This window comes from Vibrio sp. 10N.222.55.C7 (assembly GCF_041473335.1).
GTDB lineage: Bacteria > Pseudomonadota > Gammaproteobacteria > Enterobacterales > Vibrionaceae > Vibrio > Vibrio crassostreae_C.
The window spans coordinates 33,847-58,045 of record NZ_JBFRSC010000037.1 but is presented as its reverse complement, the minus strand read 5'-3'; the positions used below and the strand labels follow the sequence as shown (position 1 = coordinate 58,045).

Below are 24,199 nucleotides of genomic sequence, written 5' to 3'. Positions count from 1 at the left end.
TGTCAATTGAGAGGGGATAGTATCTATGGGTAGTTATACCTGTATGGAATTTTTAAGACAATACGAAGTGAACAGAAAGACCAAAAAAAATCCATTTCAATCAGATTTATTGACTAAAGAGGATATTTGATAACAAAACACCCTACGGATTAACCTATAGGGTGCAAGAAGTTAGTGGATTTTGAATAGATTACGCTGGTTGAGCAATAAAGCTTTCGCGCTCGAGTTCACTCGCTACATTTTTGCCATCTTTGTAGGTCGCAGCAATTGAAACAAACGCTTGTTCGACGACCAGAAAAGCTTGGACAACTTGCGGATCAAAATGCGTCCCATTGCCCTCTAAGATGATCTGTTTAGCTTGTTCATGAGTAAAGGCTGGCTTGTAGACTCGCTTCGAGATGAGCGCATCATAAACATCAGCTAATGCCATTAAACGGCCAGATAACGGGATATCTTCACCAGACAACTGATTAGGATAACCACTGCCATTCCATTTCTCGTGGTGAGTCAGAGATATCTCCTTTGCGACTCTTAAGAAAGAGCTACTTCCCAACTGCTTTTCTGCAATAGATAACGCTTCAGCCCCAATCGCGGGGTGACCTTTCATTATCTCAAACTCTTCGTCCGTCAATTTGCCCGGCTTCAATAACACACTATCAGGAACACCTACTTTGCCCACGTCGTGCAAAGGCGCAGATTTGTAGAGCAACTCGATGTAGTTTGGTGTTAACAAGCTTGAGTGGGTTTCTGATTTGCTGAGCTCTTGTGCGAGCACCTTGACGTACTCTTGAGTTCTTAGGATATGTGCGCCCGTTTCATTGTCTCGAGATTCAGCCAATGCCGATAAGCTCACAATGGCCACGTCACGTGTGGTTTTGACTTCGTTTTGCGCGGTTTCAAGGCTATCAAGCATGGTATTGGTCATAGATGCCATTGAGCCAAGCTCGTTGTAGCCGAAAATAGGTAAGCGAACGCCTTGCTCGCCATTGGTGACTTTGTTTAATGCGTGCTCTTGGCTTAGGAGAATACGCTTAATTAGCTTGCTCCAAAGCGTCATGATGGTTATCGCGTAGCCACCCAGTACCACAGCCAAATAAATAAACTCTTTGATCACGCTGATCTTGCCGGTGCCATCCAATAAGCGGTCAGGGTTATGTTCTAACCAGAAGATGTCTTTGACAGCAATCATCGTCAACATAGTCGTCAGTGTTACCAGAAGCACGATAACCAAGCCTATCATCTGCTTGACCAGTGAACTTCTTTCACCAACCAGTTGGAAGTCGAATTGTCCAGTCGTCTCCATTTTATCCATTTGGCTGAGCTTGGCATTCAATTGAAGAATGGTTCCGGTAAAGAAGCCGAATAGACTCATGCCAAACAGCACCTTCAAATTACTATCTATGGTGAATTCATAGCTTAAGTTGTAGTAGAGCGCGAAAGGCACACTTGCAGCAAAAAATAGCAGGGTATCGAGTTGCGCGAATCGGCCTTGCTTGACCAAGGTATGTTGCGCCAATGGGTAACGACGTGCGAGCCATAATAAGATAAACATAATACTGACTTGTGTGAAAATCTCTAACGTCGTTAAGCTATCGAGCATAGGGCACACCCGACTGCCATAGGTGCCAAACAGCACGCCAGCAATGACGTATAACTTAGTCGTTAGCGATTGATTGTAATTTGAAGTATCCATCGGTAAGCCTTTGTTCTCATTCTTATTAGATTTACGCATTCATTGATTCACGACTTTAGAATTGCGAATGATTAGCATAAGTGACGTGAATAAGACCGGAAATTCTATCGATAGCTTTCGTGGATTGATACAAGAAACTGGTTTGTGTTAGAGATTTGTTAGCTAGGTGGGGGTTATTGCAGCATTTTTATGAAGATACTTGAATAGCCTCGGTCGAGGTTCGAGGCTATTCAGTCTGTGTACTGGTTAGAATCGCGAGTGATTGAGTTTGCTATCTACTTTACCCCGTTACTTTTTGAGATTGATTTCAGCTTCGATTGAGCCGGTTTCAATCTCAGGGTGAGACGCTAGTTTGTCTGCAGCCCATTGGTTGATGTGTTTCAGAATAGCAGACACCGCGTGTTTTTCCGTTGGTGCTTGGTCTTGTTCGACATCGATCTTTTGCTTTGGATGTGAGCCTGTCGCATCTTCAGCAATATGGAGCCAATCTGGGTGCCAGTAATATGGCTGACCGCTCGGTGTTGTCCAACTGTGAACACCGTTTGACTCTCCTTTATAACTTAATTGGTCTGCTTCTATTTTTTTCATTGTTATCTCGCATGTTTTTGGGTTACATCAAATTATTGAGGTAGAAAGCCAACTTAGCTCCTACCTTGGGTACAAACTTAGCAAAGCTTACAAAGTTATCTGTGAACCAATTCACACTATTGTGGAAATTAGGTGCGATCATATGGATAGCAGCAATAGTTGTTGGCGTAAGTGATAAAATCACCGGCTCACAGAATTTCTCTAGGTAGTACAATTAGATGGCGCGTTATGAAGAGCTTGCAAAGGATATTCGAACTCAGATAGCCAACAATACGTGGCGATCCGGAGAGAAGATCCCTTCGGTACGCATGAGTTGTCGAAATTACAACGTCAGCAATAGTACTGTCTTACAAGCCTACCAGTTGCTAGAAAGCGAAGGGTGGATCATCGCTAAACCTCAGTCGGGCTACTTTGTAGCGCCAAGGCTGGACGGCGTTGACTACGCACAGCCACTCGTTAGTGAAAAGAAAGCCATTAATGACCGCTTATTTGATTTCTTGAAGTCGAGTTCAGCCGAAGGTGTGATTCCTTTCGGCTCTGCATTCCCAGATCCCGACCTTTTCCCGTTACCTACCTTGACTCGAAACCTTGCCAGCGCGGGTAGGAAGATGACTGGCGCGAGTGTGATAAATAATTTACCACCGGGCAGTGAGTCCTTGAGAAGGCAAATCGCACAGCGTTATCTGCAGCAAGGGATCACGGTTAATCATCAAGACATCGTGATTACGTCGGGTGCTATGGAGGCGCTCAACTTGAGCCTGCAAACGGTCACCAAGTCGGGTGATAACGTCGTGATTGAGTCTCCCGCATTCTATGGTGCTCTGCAGGCTGTCGAGAGGCTCGGACTTAACCCGATCGAAGTGGACGTTTGCCCAATCAATGGGTTGAATATAGAGCAGTTTGAAAACGCGCTACAAAACCAAGATGTTAAAGCGTGTTGGCTGATGACGACTTTTCAAAACCCAACGGGAACCAGTTTGTCGGAACAGGCAAAGCGCCGTGTGGTAGAGATTGCAGAACAGCATGGAACCTACATTATTGAAGATGACGTGTATGGCGATCTTTATTACGAAGGGCATAAGCCGAAGCCACTAAAGGCCTTCGATAAGACCGATTCCGTCTTGCTTTGTGGGTCGTATTCAAAAAGTTTGTGTCCTGGTTATCGAGTAGGGTGGGTTGTGAACACGCGTTTTAACGACGCGATTCAAAAGTTACAGCTTCTTTCTACGTTATCGAGTAGCGCTCCTGTTCAACTTGGTGTCGCTCATTTCTTAACGCATGAAAGCTACGACAATCACCTTCGTAAACTGCGTAAAAACCTTGTCGTCAGGAAAGAGCGATTTATCGATGTCATTAAGCAGTACTTTCCGCATTCAATAGAGATTGAAGAGCCGGCTGGTGGTTACTTGATATGGATTCGCTTTTCTGAAAAATTCGACAGCCAACAGTTTCATCAACTGGCTATCGAACAAGGTATTAGCGTTGCATCTGGCGATCTGTTTAGTGAGCATGGCAGAGTGGATAACGCGATACGATTGAACTTCTCTTATGAACTGACAGAAGAGAAAGAACAGGCGCTCATCTGGCTTGGCAAACTGGCACATCAACTTACGCACTCGTAAAACCTTAAGTCCCTCATAAAAAAGACAATCATTCCAACTGTACGGGTTGTTTGTGGGGTAACTGTACGCCTAATTGACCAAAGAGTTGTGATTCAATAACGGTAGACCAAATATTGGAGATACCGTTATGTTGAAAATGACTATGGGAAATGAAGTTAAGCTGATTATTGTCGCTATTGTGTGTGCGCTTCTGCTTATTCTCGGCCACGTACTGCTGGCAAAAGCATTCGCTGATATGGCGTGGGCGGAATACACCACTGCCGCGATCCCATTCGTTATGATGGCAATTTGCGGTCTTGCAATAAAATACGCTATCGACCAAGATGTGGATTAGCTTTTGAAATAATGAGTCTCAGATAGTGGTACGCAGAAGCATCTGGACTCGTTTTATTCCGAACATAAAAAAACCTCCGCAAGTGCGGAGGTTTTTGTTTGTTCTTAACTTTTAATATCGAATAGGTTTCGAATTAGAAGTTTGCAGAGCGTGGTGTACGTGGGAATGGAATCACGTCACGAACGTTACCCATACCTGTTACGTAAGATACTAGACGCTCGAAACCAAGACCGAAACCAGCGTGTGGCACTGTACCGTATTTACGTAGGTCGCGGTACCAGCTCATGTGCTCAGGGTCGATACCCATAGCAATCATACGCTCGTCTAGAATGTCTAGACGCTCTTCACGTTGTGCACCACCGATGATTTCACCGATGCCTGGTGCAAGTACGTCCATTGCTGCAACTGTTTTGCCGTCGTCGTTTAAGCGCATGTAGAAAGCTTTGATGTCTTTCGGGTAGTTCTTAACGATAACAGGTGCTTTGAAGTGCTCTTCAGCTAGGTAACGCTCATGCTCAGAAGACATGTCGATGCCCCACTCAACGTCAAACTCAAATTTCTTACCAGAGTCTAGTAGGATTTGGATTGCGTCAGTGTAGTCAACTTGTGCGAAGTCAGCGTCAACGAATTGCTCTAGACGAGTAATTGCTTGCTTGTCGATGCGAGAAGCGAAGAACTCAAGGTCATCGCGGCGCTCTTCAAGAACAGCAGCGAAAACGTACTTAAGCATGTCTTCAGCCAGTTTCGCTACATCGTTAAGGTCTGCAAACGCAACTTCAGGCTCAACCATCCAGAACTCAGCTAGGTGGCGGCTTGTGTTTGAGTTTTCAGCACGGAACGTAGGACCGAACGTGTAAACCTTGCTTAGTGCACAAGCATAAGCTTCAGCATTAAGTTGGCCAGATACTGTTAGGAACGTCTCTTTACCGAAAAAATCTTCGTTGAAGTCTACGTCGCCTTTTTCAGTGCGTGGTAGGTTTTCCATGTCTAGCGTAGAAACACGGAACATTTCACCAGCGCCTTCTGCATCAGATGCAGTAATAAGCGGAGCAGAAGTCCAGAAGAAACCTTGCTCGTGGTAGAAACGGTGAATCGCTTGAGATAGACAGTTACGTACACGTGCTACTGCGCCAATCACGTTTGTACGTGGACGTAGGTGAGCAACTTCACGAAGGTACTCGATAGAGTGACGCGTCTTAGCCATTGGGTAAGTGTCAGCGTCTTCAACCCAGCCTACAACTTTAACGTCAGTTGCTGCTAGTTCGAAGTCTTGACCTTTCGCAGGAGACTCAACAATCTTACCCGTTACTTCAACAGAGCAGCCAGTTGTTAGCTTTAATACTTCGTTTTCGTAATTATTAAGATTATTAGGAACCACGGCCTGAATCGGGTCGAAACAAGAGCCGTCATAAATGGCAAGGAAAGAGATTCCAGCTTTGGAATCACGACGTGAACGGATCCAGCCGCGAACAGTTACTTCACTGTCTACCGCTAGCTTGCCGCCAAGTACGTCTGTTACAGGCGCGTAAGTCATGTTGATTTCATTCTCCATTGAGGGACAAATTCAACTCAAAGTCTCTGGCATTGCTGCAAATAAATATACATTTGCACAATAATTAGCCGAAACATTAAGTTGTATAAACTTTTTAAATCGATTGAACATATTACCTGTCATACCGACAGCTTCAACCTTTATTCTTGCTTGGTGAAAGAAATATTGTGTCTACTGACGATAAATAGGTTTGAGGGTGTGTTTTTTGTTCGATCTTAGCGTCAGCCTTACCTTTCACCCTATGTGAGCTGCTGAACGAGCATGGCGTAATCGAAACCTTTGTTTTCAATAATGGGAGTGTGATTGTGTTGAGACTCACTCTATATTGGCGCGGATTCAGTCATTTTGGACTTGATCACCTTCTTAATTTCCCACTAAAGTACAAGAGGAGTTTAATATCTACGTGTTAATTACGCCGCCTTAACCCCTGCATTCTCTCTACACCCGCACTTTTCGAGCGCTCGCTCATTCAAGAAAAACAGTCGATCAAATTATGTCTCAACAAGGCAGGACTGGCTGTACAAGTAAAAGAGAATTACATGCTTAATTATTTAAAAAAACACTGGTTATCAAACGTTAAAGGAGATTCATTATCTGGGATTGTGGTTGCACTCGCATTGATCCCTGAAGCCATCGCATTTTCAATTATTGCAGGCGTTGACCCTAAAGTAGGGCTCTATGCCTCGTTCTGTATTTGTGTCGTCACTGCTTTGGTTGGCAGTCGTCCGGGAATGATTTCCGGTGCAACAGGCGCTATGGCGCTACTAATGGTCACTTTAGTGAGAGAGCACGGACTAGAATATCTACTCGCCGCTTCATTTCTAGCTGGCGTCATTCAGATCGCAGCTGGTTATCTCAAGCTTGGTAACCTGATGAATTTCGTTTCCAAATCGGTGATTACTGGATTTGTTAACGCGCTCGCCATTCTAATTTTCATGGCCCAACTTCCGGAATTAATCAACGTCCCTTCAAGCGTTTACGTGTTAGTCGCTTTGGGTTTGGCGATCATTTATCTGCTTCCTTATTTCCCCAAGTTTGGTCGCGCAATACCTTCTCCACTGGTCGCGATTGTTACCCTGACAATCATTAGTTTGCTCTTCGGCTTAGATGTGAGAACGATTGGCGATATGGGCAAGCTTCCCGATTCACTGCCTGTGTTCTTGATTCCTAATATTCCATTCACGTTTGAGACGCTTGCAACCATCCTGCCATATTCGATTGCTCTGTCTCTGGTTGGCTTGTTGGAATCCTTGATGACAGCGACCATAGTCGATGACCTGACTGATACTGAAAGCAATAAAAACAATGAGTGTAAAGGGCAGGGCGTTGCGAACATCGTGGCTTCCCTTTTTGGTGGAATGGCGGGCTGCGCAATGATCGGTCAGTCGATCATTAACATCAAATCAGGTGGCTTAACCCGATTGTCCAGCATGATCGCTGGGGTGGTTTTGTTGCTAATGGTGGTGTTTGTTTCTGATTGGTTGAAGCTGATACCGATGGCCGCTTTAGTGTCTGTGATGATCATGGTTTCTATCGGCACATTCTCATGGCGTTCCATTGTTGAGCTTAAAGATCACACACTGCCAACCAATGTAACCATGCTAGCAACCGTGGCGGTGGTGGTGTTTACTCATAATTTAGCAATAGGTGTTGCGGTTGGCGTGGTGCTGTCGGCTCTGTTTTATGCACATGCCAGCAAATCCATGGTGTTTATATCCGATGAAGTCGTGACAAACGAAATGCACACCATTCACCGAGTAAAAGGCCATGTCTTCTTTGCTTCGTCAGATGCGTTTGTCGACTTATTTGATTATGACAACGCGACCTCTTTAGTGACCATCGATATATCTGATGCGTCATTCTTAGATAATACCTCTGTTGAGGCGCTTGATAAGGTTGTGTTCAAGTTCCGTAAAAAAGGGGCTTACGTTGAAGTGTCAGGAATGGATAACGTGAGTGCGAACCTGATAGTCAAACACGCGATGTATCACAAGCATAAAGACTTAACCGCGGTTTCCATTACGCACTAATCTTGGTTTAAGGTACTTTTAAAGCCTGAAAGCCTGAACTAGACATTGTTATGAAGTTAAAGCGCTCATTGTTGAGCGCTTTTTTGTTGGCGATCTATGACTTCTTCTTTGTACTCGACAAAGTAAACTGATTAATCAGCGATTCAAGATGATCAGATAGCTCTTCTAAGTCATTGCTGATGTTGCGAGTTTCAGCCGCGGATTGCGATGTGTTGTTGGCGTGAGAGGTGATGGTTTCAACCTTTTGTTGAACATCTTGAGTCGCTTGTGTGGTGGATTGCGTTTGCTGCTGAATATTCTGTGCGTGAGCCAGCACCTGTTTCATCTCTTCGACCACACCATTCATTTCAATTGAAAGTGCGTCGATATCGGTTGAGCTTTGATGGGCTTGTTCGCAAACGCGATCGGCAGAAGTCAGCGACTCTTCGCTGCCTTGCTGGAACTGATGAATGATTGACTCAATACTGCCTGTTGCTTCAGCGGTTCGTGATGCAAGATGGCGAACTTCATCAGCCACCACCGCAAACCCACGACCTTGTTCTCCCGCACGTGCCGCTTCAATTGCTGCATTCAAGGCCAGAAGATTGGTTTGGTCAGCAATGCCACGAATCACACTCAATATTGAAGAGACCTCTCCGGTTTGCTCATTGAGTGTCAGTATTTTGTGTTTCACTTCTTCTATGCTGCTAACGAGGTTTTTTATCTCACTGCTTGCTTCGTGTGCTTGGTTGGCACTCTTACACGCCACATCAGCGGTGTGATTGATAAGCTCTGAAGCTGTTAAAGTCGCTTGTTCTACATTGACTTGCTGTGCCTGTATTCCTTCGACATTGTGTTGCACTTCTGCGGTTTCGCTTTGCTGGTCGCTGGCGGCTTGCTCGGTAATTTGCGCGACACTAGTCAGTTGGTTGGCAGACGCATTTAACTTGTGCGAGGTGCTTTGTACCTTTTCTAAGCTGTCAGATACGGTTCCCATGAACGAGTTGATGGAGTTAGCCAGCGTGCCAATCTCATCCTTGCTTTGTTCCGGCAGGCGAGTGGATAGGTTTTTATCGTTGCTGACTTGGGTCATAAAGCGAGAAGTCTGTTGCAGCGGGCGCACGATAATCTTACGAATTAATCCCATCGTAAGGACAAATCCGGCAAACGAGATCACTGCCATAATGCCAATAGCAGCCATGGTTTGAGTGTTAATCAGCGAGTTAACATGGTTAAGGTTAAATTCGAGACGAATCGCACCCAAGACTTCACCTTCTGGTGCCATATGACAGGCGACACAATTGGTTCCTCGGTAATCTTCACTCGACTTCATTGGCAGAGCAATAACCAAGCCTTTGCCCCAATCAGCAGAAAAAGGTTCGATAACGGTTTCGCCCGCTAGCGCTCGTTTATCAATATCGTCAACCGGTGTTTGGTTGTCATTACCTGGGCCATATAACTTGCTGACAGCGTCGGCGCGTAAAACACGAACGTCTTCAATGCCTTCTTGAGCCAGTGCTTTCTGACGAAGGGTCTCTTTTTGTGCCATGGTGCCGGTGAGCATCATCATATTGAGGCTATCGAAGTAGTTACTTGCTTTGTCGTGAAGCTGCTCACTTAGCACTGAGTTTACAAGTTGCTTTTGTTGCGAATATTGGAAATAGGTCGATATTGCCAGCAAAAAGGTGAACACGATGGCGAGGGCCACTAGGATTTTAAAGGTGATTGTTGAGCGCATAAGGTGTTTTTATTAATTATAATGACGCAAATACTGTACTAGTAAGAATTCTTACCACCTATGGGGTATAACGAATTGTGTGACCACACTCCGGTTGTGGTTATGCTTCTGTGATGTAGCAAGTTTGTGCGGATCCTGGTGTTGAAATGGAACGCGCTTCAAGCTCCTCGCTGTTCTTAAAACAGACTGTTGTTTTGGGAAAATTGAAGTGCAGCATCGAGTTTTGATTGTGCTGATAATTAGAAAAGCCTAGGTTGTTAATTAGCTCGATGTATTTGTCCGCTTGTCTTTTATCAATAAAGACTATTGTTTTAGACGACTTAGTGGTCAATTTATATCCAAATGGTTGTTTTGTTCAATTTAATAGCAAAAATTGTGGTTATAGCGTTGTGTTTCGAGGCTCATTCGATAAGATGAAAAGACCTCTATGATAGAGGTAGGGCAGCAACGGATACGCTGCTTCAAATACTATGGAATGTGACTTATTGGACACATACATGAAATTCAAGATTACATCACCGATTATTGAACCTACGGAAGGTTCACCACATCAGTTAATGCTTACTCACGCTTCTCGTTTTACCTCTTTTAAGACAAGCTCCCCTTTGAACGCCCTGTTCGACAACGTCTCTGCACGCTTCTTTACCGCTTATCGCTCCTATTGTTATTCGTTTTATAACTTTATTTCTATCTGAACTCCTTTGTCATCCGCTCGATGAACGAAGACTCACATCTATAAAAACTAAACAAATAAGTTAAAAACAATGAATATTAAAATGATGGGTAGCTCCCTAATTATCGCTGGTACCGCTCTCGGTGCTGGTATGCTTGCGATCCCAATGGTATTAGCTCAATTCGGATTGCTTTACGGCACACTGCTTATGGTACTGATCTGTTTCGGTACGACTTACGCAGCATTACTACTTCTAGAAGCGACCATCAAAGCGGGTGGCGGTCTAGGATTAAACTCTATTGCCCGAAAAACCTTGGGTAAACAAGGTCAGTTGCTTACCAACGGCTTGCTATACGCGTTGTTGATTTGCCTATTAATGGCTTACATTCTGGGCGCAGGTGACTTGCTGAGTAAGTTACTGTCTAACTTTGGCGTCGAAATTACCGCGACTACCAGCCAAACCGTGTTTACCTTGCTTGCTGGCGCAGTAGTCGCAAGTGGTACTGGTGTGATTGATAAGCTCAATCGAGCATTGTTCTTCGTGATGCTTGCTAGTTTGTTTGCAACCATGGCCTTCTTAGCGCCGAGCATGACTCAAGAAAACTTGATGCAGGTAACCAGCCATGACCACGTTGACCTAATCAAAACCAGTGCCATCCTGTTTACGAGCTTTGGCTTTATGGTGGTGATTCCAACCTTGGTTTCTTACAACCACGAAGCGACAGACAAACAGCTGCGTAACATGGTGATCATCGGTTCTCTGATCCCATTAGTGTGTTACTTGTGTTGGTTGTTTGCGGTAGTGGGCAACTTGAGTGAAGAGCAATTCAGAAGCTTTGAGAACGTATCAGATTTGATGGCGGCGTTTGAGGCTCAGTCTCCTTGGGTGGGTAACGTTCTGTCTACCTTCACGGGCTTGGCGTTGTTGACCTCTTTCTTTGGTGTGGCGATGGCGTTGTTCAACCAGAACAAAGACATGTTCAACCAAAATACAGCGGTAACGTACTGCATTAGCTTTATCTTGCCGTTGGCTGGTTCATTGCTTGCGGCAGACAAGTTCCTACAAGTACTGAATTACGCAGGTATCATCTTGGTGTTCCTAGCGGTGTTTGTTCCTCTGGTTATGGTCCACAAACAGCGTTTCATGAAAGTTGCTGATGACCGATACCGAGCAGAAGGTGGCAGCGCAATGATGTTGTTCTCACTGCTGTTTGGTTGCTTCCTGCTTATCTCACAAGTGATCTAGTTCTTTGGTCCATTATCTAAGATGCGAATCGAGCATCTTAGATATAAGTGGCCGGAATTCAGATACAAAAAAGGAACGCATCGGCGTTCCTTTTTATTATCTGCTGATTAAAAACAGATTGATTCAAAGGCTATCAACAAACAACCTTAACAGCCAAACCACCTTGAGAAGTCTCACGGTATTTAGCGTTCATGTCTTTACCTGTTTCTAGCATTGTTTCGATAACTTTATCTAGAGAAACAGTAGGAGCAGAAGAACGACGAAGTGCCATACGAGTCGAGTTGATTGCTTTAACTGCAGCAATACCGTTACGCTCGATACATGGTACTTGTACTTGGCCAGCAACTGGGTCACATGTTAGACCTAGGTTGTGCTCCATGCCGATTTCTGCAGCCATACATACTTGCTCAGGGCTACCACCCATAAGCTCAGCAAGACCAGCAGCAGCCATAGAACATGCCACACCAACTTCACCCTGACAGCCAACTTCAGCACCAGAGATAGAAGCGTTACGCTTGTAAAGACCACCGATCGCGCCAGACGCTGCGAAGTAACGGATGTAATCTTTCTCTGTCACTGTTTGGATGAATTTATCGTAGTAAGCCAATACAGCAGGGATGATGCCACATGCGCCGTTTGTTGGTGCCGTTACTACACGACCGCCAGCTGCATTTTCTTCGTTTACTGCGAAAGCAAACATGTTTACCCAGTCAACAACCGACATTGGATCATTGGTTGTTTTTTCTGAAGTCATTAGCTGTTGGCGAAGTGCTGCTGCACGACGAGGTACACGTAGTGGACCAGGCAGGATACCTTCAGTATTCATACCGCGATCCATACACTCACGCATAGTTTTCCAGATGTTAGCGAAGTAAGTGCGAGACTCTTCGTCTGAGTGGAACGCTGCTTGGTTTTTCATAACCAGTGTACTGATAGAAAGACCGCTTTCTTTGCACTGATTAACCAGCTCTTCAGCTGTTGTGAATTCGTAAGGTGCTTTGATTGGGTTTTCTTCTTCTTTGCCGAAGTTCTCTTCGTCAACGATGAAACCGCCACCAATTGAGTAGTACGTTTTTGAGTATGCAACTTCGTCACCAACCCATGCATGAATGCTCATGCCGTTCTCGTGTAGAGAAAGGTTGCTAGTGTGGAAGTTCATACCGCCATCGCGTGGGAACGATACTGTATGACAGTGCATGCCAACAGGAAGGCGCTCAGTTTCTTCTACGCGAGCAATGAAGCCAGCAATAGAATCGATATCAACACGCTCAGGAGTATTGCCAGCAAGACCCATGATGATTGCGATATCTGTGTGGTGACCTTTCCCTGTCAGTGATAGTGATCCATATACGTCCACGGTGATTTTAGTGATGTCGCGCAATTTTCCCATTGAACGTAGGTCATCAATAAATTCTTTACCCGCTTTCATTGGTCCAACTGTGTGTGAGCTCGATGGACCAACACCGATTTTATAGATATCAAATACACTAATCATAGCGATTACCTCAAAAAGAGAGCCTCCCAAGGGGAGTAGGGAGGCTCATTTATTATCATTATATTTTTTGTCTAATCTCGCGATATAAGATGGATGCCATCTTATAAAAAGGGCTTGAGATTAAAGAGCGCCGTAGATTACAGAACTAATAGCCGCTAGACCACATAAAGCTGTAAAGATTTGCACAGGTGCTGAAGTTTTGTACTTAGCCATAGCTGGTACTTTCTGCATCGCGAACACAGGCATTAGGAACAGGATAGCTGCAATCATTGGAGCACCCATTGTTTCAATCATACCTAGGATACTTGGGTTAACTACCGCAACAATCCAAGTTGTAACAACGATGAACGCTAGAGATGCTTTTTCAATCTTAGAGATTGAAGAACCAGAGCGAGACTTGATTAGACCAACAAGACCTTCGTGAGCACCTAGGAAGTGACCGAAGTAGCTAGAAGTAATCGCTGCGAACGCTACTAGAGGACCCATGTAAGAGATAAGTGGAGACTCATGTACGTTTGCTAGGTAAGAAAGAACAGAGATGTTCTGTGCTTGTGCTGTTGCTAGTTGCTCTGGAGATAGAGAAAGAACTACAGAGAATACGAAGAACATTACAAAACCCATCAGCATCATTGCTGCGCCGCCAGTGATCGCGTCAGTTTTCTTAACTGCGTTTTCACCGTATACACGACGTTGCTCTTTAGAGAACTGTGAAATGATTGGGCTGTGGTTGAAAGAGAACACGATGATTGGAATTGCAAGCCAGATAACAGAAGGCATTGTTGACCATTCAGGTGTTACTTCCATCATTGAAGTGTTCCAATCCGGAACTAGGTAGAAAGACAGTGCTAGTAGGATGAATACTAGTGGGTAAACCATTGCTGAAGTCGCTTTCAGCATCAGATCTTTACCGAATACAACACCTGTAGTCATAGCAAGGATAAGTGCACCAGAAAGAAGAGGACGAGGAATAGATTCCATACCCATTTGGTTTACTAGGAAAGAATCAACAGTGTTTGTGATACCAACACCGTAAATCAGAACGATTGGGTAGATAGCGAAAAAGTAAGCGAAAGTAATAAGGTTTGCGCCAGTCTTACCGAAGTGTTCTTCTACTGTATCTGTAATGTCAGCTTCAGGGTTTTTAGCAGACAGTACGAAACGAGCTAGAGATTTGTGTGCGAACCAAGTCATTGGTGCCGCAATTAGAGCTAGGATAACTAATGGCCAAAAACCACCCGCACCAGCTTTGATTGGAAGGAATAGTACGCCAGCACCAACTGCTGTACCGAATAGTGATAAACACCAGGTAAAATCTTTATAGTTAAACTTGCTTGAATCTTTAACGGCATTTGCCGAAGAAGTTGTTGTGTTCATGTTAAATTACTCATTTTTTTGGAACAGGAAATAAGTCGGGGCTAATTCTGCAGAATTTTCTTCTGCAAAAAATAGATCTAAATCATGTAATGAAACGGCGTGTCACATGATATGCGAAAAACGGATTTTTGATCACGAAAATAGCGTGCCACAGGTGATTTATGTTTATGCTTGGTATTACTTTTATTTATGCGAAAGGCGGGGTTGTATAGATTTATACCAGGGAAACGTTTGCGTAAAATTGCATTAATAAATCTGTTCCATAGAAAGTCTGGATTTTGTTAACAGAGATTAAACAAAACGTAGTTGCTATGTAATTTGTTGCACTACATGTTGCTGCAGTGAATGGATGATTTGCGCCGTAACGCCCCAAATTAGGTGCTCTTGGAAGGGCATAGCAAAAACTCGATGCTTGATTTGTTTAAAGTTAACAGTGTGGCTGTGTAACTTGGCTTGGTCTAAAACATAGGTAGCGGGCACCTCAAAAATTGAGGCAACTTCGTTCTCATCGATGATGGCTTTATAGTCAGGATCGACCATGGCAACAATCGGCGTCACAGAAAATTTACTAATAGTACTCAATGCTGGTAATTGCCCAATAATTTTAACTTGATCCGATCGAATTCCCACCTCCTCATGGAGCTCTCTGAGTGCAGTGAATTGCATAGAAGGGTCAGAAAGTTCGTGTTTACCACCAGGAAAGCTGACTTGGCCGGGGTGATGCTTTAAATGAGCCGCTCTTTTAGTAAAAATGACATGTAAACCATCTTCTCTTTCAACTAAACCTACCACCACTGCCGCTTTACGTAATTGCTCGCCACTGATGTGCGAAACACGCTCTACTGACTCAGGATGATAGCCAACGGTAGGGTTAAGTTGGAATTGCTGAAGGAAGTTTTCTTTATTCATATCAAGCCAATATATTGATTATTATGATTTTAAGTATAGACATAACCGTGGGTTGATTACCAATATCGAGTTTTTCTTCATTCACTTTCCCTCTTTTAGTTATCAATTGGGCGTCATGAGAGGCTGTTTACCGATGAATCTCCTCAAAATGACGATTTTTGCTATATTCAATATGTGCATACAGGCGAGTAAGCGTTACCCATGTCATAAAATTGGGTGACGAAACGTAGATTTTTTGTTTAAGAATTTGATAACAATAACTTAGTGGACCATTCTAAAAAGAAATAGAAGAAAAGGTATGAGATGAAAGGAATCATATTCACCGAATTTTTAGAGCTTGTTGAAGACAAGTTTGGGCTAGAGCTTTTGGAAGAAGTTCTAGAAATGTCAGAAGATGAAGGAATCTATACGTCGGTCGGCAGTTACGACCACAAAGACCTTGTCAGGTTGATTATCAACTTGAGTAAGAAAACCGATATTGATGCGGCAAGCTTGCAACGCGTGTTTGGGCAGTCTGTATTTAAGAACTTACTGGCCTCATTACCGAATAAAGCGAGCCTTGCTCACAGCAATACCACCTTTCAATTTATTCAGCACGTAGAGCGTTACATTCATGTTGAAGTGAAGAAGCTCTATCCGGATGCTGAGCCACCTGAATTCAGTTTTATCACCACGACCGAAGCACAACTTGTTTTTGACTACAAAAGCGCAAGGTGTATGTCTCATGTTTGCTTAGGGCTTATTGAAGGATGTGCTGAATACCACGGTGAATCTATCGCGGTGGAGATGACGCCACAAAATGATGACCAAAGCGTGGTTAGGTTTAATCTCAAAGTAGAAAAGTAATATGGATCTGGCATCTGCCCTAGAGAAGAAGCTTAAGCGTCAAATCGCGGCAAGAAAAGCGGCTGAAGGATTGTTGGAACAGAAGAGCCTCGAACTGTTCGAGGCTAACCAACAACTTGAGCTTGCTTTGCGTCAGTTAGAAAAGCGCTCCAACGCGAATATACGCCGCATTGAATTCCAAGAACAAATCGACAACCTGTTGATTGATTTTGGGCGCGCGTTTCTAAGAAATGATCTCGATGATGTCATGCTATCTGAACTAACGACCAACGTGACTAACAGTTACTTAATCGAAGCCAGTCGTTTGATTCTACCTCCCAAGCTCATCCCTCAGTTACAGACCTATGATTATGGCGATGAGACTGTCGAGGTGTTAGAGCAAGACATTCAAGAACCTCATTGGCAAGACAACCTACTGACCGTGCCCTTAGAGGTTGAAAAAGTCATAGTTGGTGCGTTAATCGTCAGAGTCAGGTTGTTAGACCAAGACTACGAGTTTATCCAAAGCCAACTGTTGTTGGTCACGGACCTTATCTGCAGTGCCTTAACCCATCAACTAGCAATCAACCGAAATATTGAATCACGTAAACGAGCGGAAGAGTCCGAAAGGGCAACGCGTGACTTTGTGGCCATGATTAATCATGAGTTAAGAACTCCACTTAATGGCTTACTAGGCAGTGCCGAGTTGATCAGTGATACCGAACTGAATAGCTCTCAGCGTGAGATAGTGAACAACCTGAGCCAATCTGGAGAGTTTCTCCGAACCATCATTAATGATCTATTGGATTACAGCAAAATTAACGCAGGGATGTTAGAGCTTATTCCAAAGAAATTTGCCCTACGTGATTTGAGAAACACGATTGATAGTATTTTCGTCAATCGAGCAATCGAGAAGCAGCTTGAATTTAATATCAGTGTTGCGTCAAATGTTCCCTCCCATTTCCAAGGTGATTTAGAGCGCATCACTCAGCTGTTTGTGAACTTAATCGGTAATGCGATTAAATTTACAGAAGAAGGACATGTGAATGTCGATATCGAATGGGACAAAAACCAATTTGTTTTCTCTGTAGAAGATACTGGAGTCGGAATTGCTGAATCAGCACATAAGACGCTATTTGAACCTTTTACACAGGCAGATAACTCAAGTAGCCGAAACTATGAGGGCACCGGGCTTGGCTTAGCGATTTGTCGCAAACTGGTGGCTCTGATGAATGGCGATATTGGGGTGACCAGTGTTGTTGGCTCAGGCACGACCTTTACCATCTCGATTCCTCTTCAAGTTGTCGATGTTCCGGCAGAGAGTGATAGTGTCGCCAAGGGCTTTGAGTCTGAAGCGGAATTGTCACTACTTAAAGTGCTGGTGGTTGATGATATTAAGATGAACCAGATCATCATCCAGCAAATGCTTCGTAAACATGAGATTGAACCTGCTATCGCAAGCAATGGTGTCGAAGGGTTTGAACTCGCGTCAGACAATGAATACGATATTGTATTCATGGATTGCAGAATGCCTGTTATGGACGGGTTTGAAGCAACAGAGAAGCTAAGAGAGAAGGGTTACGTTAAATCTATTGTGGCACTGACCGCCGGAACGACATTGGAAGAACGCGAACGTTGTATTCAGTGTGGAATGGATGACATTTTGAGTAAGCCTTACACCGCCAACGATCTGAAAGAGATGCTCAAGAAGTGGGGTGTCTCAGCGGTGAAGGTCGCTTAAACACGCGAATAAAGCGTTGTGAGTTATGTACTCTAACTTACAGACTAAAAAACCGAAGTGATCTTACGATCCTTCGGTTTCTTTTTATATCGAACTTTTGCTAGCCGTTAAGCTACGGAACTCGTCATTAAGTCGCGGAACTCGCAGTTAATGACACTAGGTTTAGCAATCTTCAAGTACCGGTAGAATTCGACTCAGCTTATCCAGTGTTTCTTGGTATTCAGAAGCACAATCACTATCAAATACCACACCACCGCCAGCCCAAGCATAAAGCGTGTTGTTCTCGGCGACTAATGTACGAATGGTAATACTGGTATCCATTCTGCCATTTCGGCTGATGTAGCCAATACTGCCGCAGTACGCTGAACGTCGATGCGGTTCTAACTCTTCAATGATCTGCATCGCGCGAACTTTTGGTGCGCCAGTAATCGAGCCTCCAGGGAAACAGGCTCTCAGAAGGTCAGTTGCAGAGTATTGGTCATCAAGGTCCGCTCGTATCGTGCTCACTAAGTGGTGCACGGCAGGGAAGCTTTCAATATCGAAGAGCTTTGGTACATGCACTGTGCCCGGTTTTGCTACTCGGCCAATGTCATTACGAAGTAGGTCGACGATCATCAAGTTTTCCGCCTGATCTTTATCGGCGCTTGCTAGGTCTTGCGCGTTGGTATTATCAATCATCGGGTCCTCAGAACGAGGTCGTGTGCCTTTGATTGGCTTGGTTTCAATGACGTTGTCTTTGAGTTCTAAGAAACGCTCTGGCGAAACACTGATGATTGCGCAGTCGGCCAAACGGATAAAACCCGAAAAGGGCGCTGAGTTGTACTGTTCTAACTTGTCATAAGCCAGCCATTCACTACCTTGGTATTGGGCATTGAAGCGCTGAGCTAAGTTAATCTGATAGCAGTCCCCGGATAACAGGTACTCTTGAACACTATCGAACTTAGTGGCGTAGCTCTCTTCGCTCATATTGGATTGCCACGGTGTGGTTAACCCAAAGGGCGCATGTGATAGGTGTGATTGAGCCATCTGCTGCATTAGCCAATCATGATGTTCATCGATATTGCTACCGACAATACACGCCGTTTTCAATTGGTGGTCAACGATAACAGCCCATTCATACAAGCCAACTGCCATGTCAGGTGCTTCAATATCACGCTTTGCAAGTGATGGAAGTGTCTCGACTCTGCGCCCTAAATCATAGCTAAAATAGCCTAAAGCGCCGCCAACGAATGGCAACTGAGTGTGCTCTTTAGTCGCAGGCAATAATTGTTGCTGATATTGGTCGAGTAGTTCGAAAGGATCAGAGTCTGAAACCTCGCACGTCTCATTAACATTAACGGTCGTTTCTGCACCGATTGTCTCGAAGGTGGCGATGGGTTGAGCAACTAAAATATCGTATCGACTATCAACGTGGCTTTCTGAAGCGGAGCGTAATAGCATTGCCCACGGCAGGTTTTCAATATGGGAAAACAGCTGTTTAGCTAAAGTTGATTGATATTCAAGCGGCTTGATTTGGATAGAGCGAAATTCGTTGTTATTCATTTGTTTAATTTGTGACAAAGAGTTCGATCACTGCATGGCGTGTGAGAGGAAGCAAGAGTATCATAAATTGAAAATAAAATGGGTTCTTGATTAGAACGGAGTAATCCAAGTGGTTTAGTTTAAAGCTATGCAAGCGATTGCTAAAGCAACTAAATACAGCTCAACACAATAAAAAGCTAAACCACCTAATTCGATTTGGCACATATAGTCAAACTGTGAACCCACATGGAACCAGAACAATAAAGAGGCATGCAATGACGGTTATTCGTAAGCAAGATGTGATCAGCAGTGTCGCTGACGCACTTCAGTACATTTCTTATTATCACCCTTTAGACTTTGTCCAAGCCCTAGAAAAAGCGTACGAGAAAGAAGAGAGCCAAGCAGCTAAAGATGCGATCGCTCAGATTCTTATCAACTCGCGCATGTCTGCGGAAGGCCATCGTCCAATTTGTCAGGATACGGGTATTGTTACTTGTTTCGTGAACATCGGTATGGATGTTAGGTGGGAAACGGATCAAACAGTACAACAGATGGTTGATGAAGGCGTTCGTCAAGCTTACAACAACCCAGATAACCCATTGCGTGCATCTGTCCTAATGGACCCTGCAGGTAAGCGTATTAATACCAAAGACAACACACCAGCGGTTGTCCACATTAATATGGTTCCAGGCAACAAAGTTGAAATTCAAATCGCGGCTAAGGGCGGCGGTTCTGAGAACAAAACCAAGATGGTTATGCTGAACCCTTCTGATGATATTGCAGAATGGGTAGAGAAGACGCTGCCAACAATGGGTGCAGGCTGGTGTCCACCGGGTATGCTAGGTATAGGCATCGGCGGTACGGCTGAGAAAGCAGCTGTGCTAGCGAAAGAATCTTTGATGGAACACATCGATATCCAAGAGCTTATCGAGAAAGGTCCTGAGAACGCAGAAGAAGAGCTTCGTTTAGACATCTTCAACCGTGTAAACAAGCTTGGCATTGGTGCACAAGGTCTTGGCGGTCTCACTACTGTGGTTGATGTAAAAATCAAAACAGCACCAACTCATGCTGCTTCTAAGCCTGTATGTTTGATCCCGAACTGTGCAGCAACGCGTCACGTTCACTTCACACTAGATGGCAGCGGCCCAGCAGAGCTAACGCCACCTAAGTTAGAAGAGTGGCCAGACATCACTTGGGAAGCGGGCGCAAATACACGTCGTGTTAACCTTGATGAAGTGACTAAAGAAGACGTACAAGAGTGGAAGACCGGCGAAACGGTTCTTCTGTCAGGTAAGATCTTAACCGGTCGTGATGCTGCTCATAAACGTATTCAAGGCATGCTAGAAAGCGGCGAAGGCTTACCAGCCGGCGTTGATTTCAAAGGCAAGTTCATTTACTACGTGGGTCCTGTTGATGCTGTAGGTGATGAAGCGGTAGGTCCTGCAGGCCCAACAACTTCAACACGTATGGATAAGTTCACTGACATGATGCTGAACGAAACTGGCATTATGGGCATGATCGGTAAAGCGGAACGTGGCCCTGCAACGGTTGAATCAATCAAAGAGCACAAAGCGGTTTACCTAATGGCGGTTGGCGGTGCAGCTTATTTAGTCGCGAAAGCAATTAAAAAAGCACGCGTTGTTGCGTTTGAAGATCTCGGTATGGAAGCGATTTACGAGTTTGAAGTTGAAGATATGCCTGTAACGGTAGCGGTTGACTCTAACGGCGTGAACGCACACCAGATCGGCCCTGACACGTGGAAAGTGAAGATTGCTGAAGCTGAGAAAGCGTAATTAACCGACGCCAAAAATCGTAATTGTCGCTAACTTCAGCGTTTGAATTGCAATTTTTGACAGAAAGTTAAAGACAAAAGTGCAGCATTATCTGCACTTTTGTCTTATTATCAATGATATAGTGATAAACACATAGTTTGATATAAGAACATAGGAGAGAGGAATGCCTCGTTTTATTCAGATCCTACAGATTATCTTGGCAGTGGTGATTGGTGCTTTTGTTGGCTACGACCTGATCTTGAAAGGGATCAGTATCTTTGATAATAAATACGTGACGATTACATGTGCGCTTTGGCTAATTGCAGAGATTGCACTGTTTGTTATCTACAAGTTGATTGAAGACGATTAAACGTCGGATATCGTACAAAAATTCTAAAGCCCCTGATTATGAATGTAGTCAGGGGCTTTTATTCATCTAGCATTAAGAATGTGTATTGCATACTCATCAACATCAAGATAAGCAAAAGTATACAAACTATCCCTACTGGGAAAGAACATAGGCTTGCCTCTCTATTATCATAACCAGCTAGCCTAACTATCACGGAGTCGTTCAAATGAAACACCTAACTCAAGAAGTGAGTGACTTTATAAGCAGAGGAACGGATTCTCATATTCGAGTAGCGGTCACGGGGCTTTCTCGTGCGGGTAAGACAGCATTCATAACTTCGCTGGTCAATCAGCTTCTTCATACGTCTACCCACAAAAATCTACCACTGCTTGCATCGGCGAGAGATGGAAGAATTATTGGCGCAAAGCGCATCCCGCAACACAACATGATGATCCCACGCTTCTCTTATGATGAAGCGATGGAGTCGTTGAATGCACAGCCACCAGAATGGCCGGTACCAACGCGTGATGTCAGTGAGATTCGTTTAGCCATCAAATATAAGCCTGCGAAGGGCGCAAAGAAGCTACTGAGTAAAAACAGCACCCTTTATCTCGATATTGTCGATTATCCAGGTGAATGGCTGCTTGATTTGCCGTTACTGGATATGGACTTCGATACCTGGAGCCAATCTCAGTTTGCCGCATTGAAAGGCGACAGAGAAACTTACTCGCAACAGTGGAACGTAATGCGTGGTGATATCGATTTGCTAGCAGAAGCGGACGAAAAGAAACTGGTCGCGATTGCCGATAGCTACACCCAGTACCTTCATACTTGTAAAAGTAACGGACTGCATTGGGTACAACCGGGTCGATTCGTATTACCGGGTGAGCTTGAAGGCGCGCCTGTGTTGCAATTCTTCCCGTGTCTCGCACCTGAGGGTAAGTTCTCAAAAACAAGTAACTATGCGGTACTGAAAGCGCGTTATGAAGAGTATCAACAGAAGGTCGTCAAAGCGTTCTACAAGAATCACTTCGCGACGTTCGACAGACAAATCGTGCTAGTGGATTGCTTACAGCCACTTAATGCGGGCTATGACTCTTTCATGGACATGCGTGGCGCGTTAGAACAGTTACTTAAGAGCTTTAAGTACGGTCGAAGCAATATCTTAAGACGTTTATTCGCGCCGAAGATCGACAAGATCTTGTTTGCAGCCACCAAGGCTGACCACGTGACACCGGATCAACATCCGAACTTGGTGTCACTGTTACAACAGATGGTGCATCCAGCTTGGCAGCAGGCGGCGTTTGAACACATCGACATGAGTTGTATGAGTATCGCGTCTATTCAAGCGACCAGCGCGGGTTATATCTCGTCGGGTTCAGACAATGTTCCGGCGTTGCAAGGTGTGACTTTGGATAATGTCCCTCAAACCATGTATCCGGGAGAGGTGCCGCGTAAGTTGCCTAATAAACAGTATTGGGAAACCAACCAGTTTGATTTCACGAGCTTTAGACCGATGGAGCAACATTCCGATGAGCCTTGCCAACATCTAAGAGTCGACAAGGTTTTAGAGTATCTCATTGGCGACAAGTTGAAGTAATTGAGGCAATCAAAATGAGTGAATTAAAAACAAAGCAGGTCTTTAATGAACCGTTGAAGACCTCTTTTGATGAGCAAGACAAGAGTGACGTTGGCCCGGATTTAGGCGCTCAACAACTGTTCACAGAGCAAGAGAAATTTGTCCCTGTCGCACCGCAAGTGAAAGCTGATCTTGATGGTGAAGCTGAGCAGCAATTGGAACAAGTGATTCGACCGAGCAAAAAGAAGAAGTGGTTTGGAACGGGTTTATTGGTCGCTTTCTCTGGCCTAGTTGGATGGCAGGCAATTGATTCGGTCATTACCGCGATTCAATCGGCTGACTGGCTGGCGTTAGGTTGGGCAGGCTTCATTGCTGCCATTGCTTCATTGGGTTTAGGCGCAATAGGCAAAGAGCTGTGGAAACTGCGTTCACTTAAAGATCACTTTAGTGTGCAAGAGCAGAGTGAAGAGCTACTCCAAAGTCAAAGTGTCGACAAGGGCAAAGCGTTCTGTGAAAACATCGCCAAGCAAGGCGGCATTATCGCTGAGTCTCCTTCGTACGATAAGTGGCGAAACAGCATTAACCCTGCACACAGTGATGCAGAAGTGTTGGATATGTACGATGCGTTAGTCGTGAGTCAACAAGACAAAGTAGCGACTCAAATCGTCACTAAGTTTTCGACCGAATCGGCGGCTTTGGTCGCGGTGAGTCCATTGGCGGCGGCTGATATGTTGTTGGTGGCTTGGCGAAATTTCACCATGATAGACAAGCTTGCTGATGTGTATGGCATTGAGCTTGGCTACTGGTCTCGCATTAAGCTATTTAAACTGGTGTTAATCAACATGGCCGCTGCAGGAGCAAGTGAGCTCGCGATTGATGCAAGTATGGATCTCGTCTCGATGGATCTTGCAGGCAAAGTCTCTGCTCGAGCAGGGCAGGGGCTAGGTGTCGGTATCCTTACTGCAAGACTGGGCTTAAAAGCCATGACATTGCTGCGTCCTATGCCTTGGCATAACGAACGAAAAGTAAAACTGGCAGACCTCCGCAAAGCCGTCCTATCTGAAATAAAGCGTATCACTCTTAAATAAAGCATTTGAAGCTCAATAGTTTGAGAAGAAGAGTAAACATATGTTTACTCTTCTTCTTGACTGAACTCAGAGCTTAATCCACACTACTGTC

19 protein-coding genes are annotated in these 24,199 nt (G+C 44.6%); 11 read left to right on the top strand and 8 right to left on the bottom strand.

Translation table 11 applies throughout. The features are described 5' to 3' along the window. Nucleotides 1-190 precede the first annotated feature (190 nt). Nucleotides 191-1,732: an HD-GYP domain-containing protein gene (locus tag AB4482_RS13105; protein WP_372181068.1), complete on the bottom strand. Its 1,542-nt coding sequence runs from the start codon at nucleotides 1,730-1,732 to the stop codon at nucleotides 191-193. A gap of 249 nt (nucleotides 1,733-1,981) precedes the next feature. Next, nucleotides 1,982-2,281: a hypothetical protein gene (locus tag AB4482_RS13100; RefSeq protein WP_017060414.1), complete on the bottom strand. Its 300-nt coding sequence runs from the start codon at nucleotides 2,279-2,281 to the stop codon at nucleotides 1,982-1,984. A gap of 218 nt (nucleotides 2,282-2,499) precedes the next feature. On the opposite strand from AB4482_RS13100, the gene AB4482_RS13095 reads away from it, so the two are divergent. Then, on the top strand, nucleotides 2,500-3,903 hold the full coding sequence (locus AB4482_RS13095; RefSeq protein WP_017065418.1) for a PLP-dependent aminotransferase family protein: 1,404 nt from the start codon (nucleotides 2,500-2,502) through the stop codon (nucleotides 3,901-3,903). A 127-nt stretch (nucleotides 3,904-4,030) separates the two neighbouring features. Beyond that, complete coding sequence (locus tag AB4482_RS13090) at nucleotides 4,031-4,237, top strand: hypothetical protein (RefSeq protein WP_004734707.1); 207 nt, start codon at nucleotides 4,031-4,033, stop codon at nucleotides 4,235-4,237. Between the two features lie 133 nt (nucleotides 4,238-4,370). Here the strand turns inward: AB4482_RS13090 and asnS are convergent, their stop codons facing one another. Further along, entirely contained in the window at nucleotides 4,371-5,771 is a 1,401-nt protein-coding gene (gene asnS / locus AB4482_RS13085; protein WP_017060416.1) for an asparagine--tRNA ligase, read from the bottom strand. Nucleotides 5,772-6,328: 557 nt separating this feature from the next. On the opposite strand from asnS, the gene AB4482_RS13080 reads away from it, so the two are divergent. Then, nucleotides 6,329-7,819, top strand: coding sequence for a SulP family inorganic anion transporter (locus AB4482_RS13080; RefSeq protein WP_136982514.1), 1,491 nt, complete (start codon nucleotides 6,329-6,331; stop codon nucleotides 7,817-7,819). Between the two features lie 94 nt (nucleotides 7,820-7,913). Here AB4482_RS13080 and AB4482_RS13075 read toward each other — a convergent pair whose 3' ends face one another. Continuing rightward, a complete protein-coding gene (locus tag AB4482_RS13075; RefSeq protein WP_372074216.1) occupies nucleotides 7,914-9,536 on the bottom strand; it encodes a methyl-accepting chemotaxis protein in 1,623 nt (540 codons plus the stop codon). Nucleotides 9,537-10,033: 497 nt separating this feature from the next. Between AB4482_RS13075 and AB4482_RS13070 the strand changes: the two genes are divergently transcribed. Together AB4482_RS13070 and AB4482_RS13065 are read left to right on the top strand one after the other, a co-directional pair. Further along, the gene (locus tag AB4482_RS13070) at nucleotides 10,034-10,231 is read left to right on the top strand and encodes a hypothetical protein (RefSeq protein WP_048611631.1); all 198 of its coding nucleotides are present in this window, start codon (nucleotides 10,034-10,036) and stop codon (nucleotides 10,229-10,231) included. An 81-nt stretch (nucleotides 10,232-10,312) separates the two neighbouring features. Then, nucleotides 10,313-11,455 (top strand): amino acid permease, encoded by a 1,143-nt coding sequence (locus AB4482_RS13065; RefSeq protein WP_017060419.1) that lies wholly within the window; start codon nucleotides 10,313-10,315, stop codon nucleotides 11,453-11,455. A 133-nt stretch (nucleotides 11,456-11,588) separates the two neighbouring features. Here AB4482_RS13065 and AB4482_RS13060 read toward each other — a convergent pair whose 3' ends face one another. From AB4482_RS13060 to AB4482_RS13050, 3 genes are all read right to left on the bottom strand, one after another. Continuing rightward, entirely contained in the window at nucleotides 11,589-12,950 is a 1,362-nt protein-coding gene (locus AB4482_RS13060) for an L-serine ammonia-lyase (protein WP_017060420.1), read from the bottom strand. A gap of 120 nt (nucleotides 12,951-13,070) precedes the next feature. Further along, entirely contained in the window at nucleotides 13,071-14,324 is a 1,254-nt protein-coding gene (locus AB4482_RS13055; protein ID WP_017065422.1) for an aromatic amino acid transport family protein, read from the bottom strand. A 309-nt stretch (nucleotides 14,325-14,633) separates the two neighbouring features. Further along, on the bottom strand, nucleotides 14,634-15,233 hold the full coding sequence (locus AB4482_RS13050) for a CoA pyrophosphatase (protein WP_372074218.1): 600 nt from the start codon (nucleotides 15,231-15,233) through the stop codon (nucleotides 14,634-14,636). 303 nt (nucleotides 15,234-15,536) lie between these two features. Here AB4482_RS13050 and AB4482_RS13045 point away from each other — a divergent pair, with 303 nt between their 5' ends. Then, nucleotides 15,537-16,079 (top strand): heme NO-binding domain-containing protein, encoded by a 543-nt coding sequence (locus AB4482_RS13045; RefSeq protein WP_017060423.1) that lies wholly within the window; start codon nucleotides 15,537-15,539, stop codon nucleotides 16,077-16,079. 1 nt (nucleotide 16,080) lies between these two features. Continuing rightward, nucleotides 16,081-17,799, top strand: a complete 1,719-nt coding sequence (locus AB4482_RS13040) for an ATP-binding protein (protein ID WP_372051714.1) — start codon at nucleotides 16,081-16,083, stop codon at nucleotides 17,797-17,799. A gap of 162 nt (nucleotides 17,800-17,961) precedes the next feature. Here AB4482_RS13040 and pabB read toward each other — a convergent pair whose 3' ends face one another. Further along, nucleotides 17,962-19,341: an aminodeoxychorismate synthase component I gene (gene pabB, locus AB4482_RS13035; RefSeq protein WP_372132189.1), complete on the bottom strand. Its 1,380-nt coding sequence runs from the start codon at nucleotides 19,339-19,341 to the stop codon at nucleotides 17,962-17,964. Nucleotides 19,342-19,595: 254 nt separating this feature from the next. On the opposite strand from pabB, the gene AB4482_RS13030 reads away from it, so the two are divergent. The 4 genes from AB4482_RS13030 to AB4482_RS13015 all read left to right on the top strand — a co-directional run bounded on the left by AB4482_RS13030 (nucleotide 19,596) and on the right by AB4482_RS13015 (nucleotide 24,108). After that, nucleotides 19,596-21,113, top strand: a complete 1,518-nt coding sequence (locus AB4482_RS13030; protein ID WP_017068776.1) for a fumarate hydratase — start codon at nucleotides 19,596-19,598, stop codon at nucleotides 21,111-21,113. Nucleotides 21,114-21,276: 163 nt separating this feature from the next. After that, nucleotides 21,277-21,462 carry a hypothetical protein gene (locus AB4482_RS13025; RefSeq protein ID WP_004734731.1) on the top strand — a complete coding sequence of 62 codons (186 nt, stop codon included), beginning with the start codon at nucleotides 21,277-21,279 and terminating at the stop codon, nucleotides 21,460-21,462. A 205-nt stretch (nucleotides 21,463-21,667) separates the two neighbouring features. Next, nucleotides 21,668-23,041 carry a YcjX family protein gene (locus AB4482_RS13020; RefSeq protein ID WP_372074220.1) on the top strand — a complete coding sequence of 458 codons (1,374 nt, stop codon included), beginning with the start codon at nucleotides 21,668-21,670 and terminating at the stop codon, nucleotides 23,039-23,041. Between the two features lie 14 nt (nucleotides 23,042-23,055). Beyond that, on the top strand, nucleotides 23,056-24,108 hold the full coding sequence (locus AB4482_RS13015) for a YcjF family protein (protein ID WP_372181066.1): 1,053 nt from the start codon (nucleotides 23,056-23,058) through the stop codon (nucleotides 24,106-24,108). Nucleotides 24,109-24,199 lie beyond the last annotated feature (91 nt).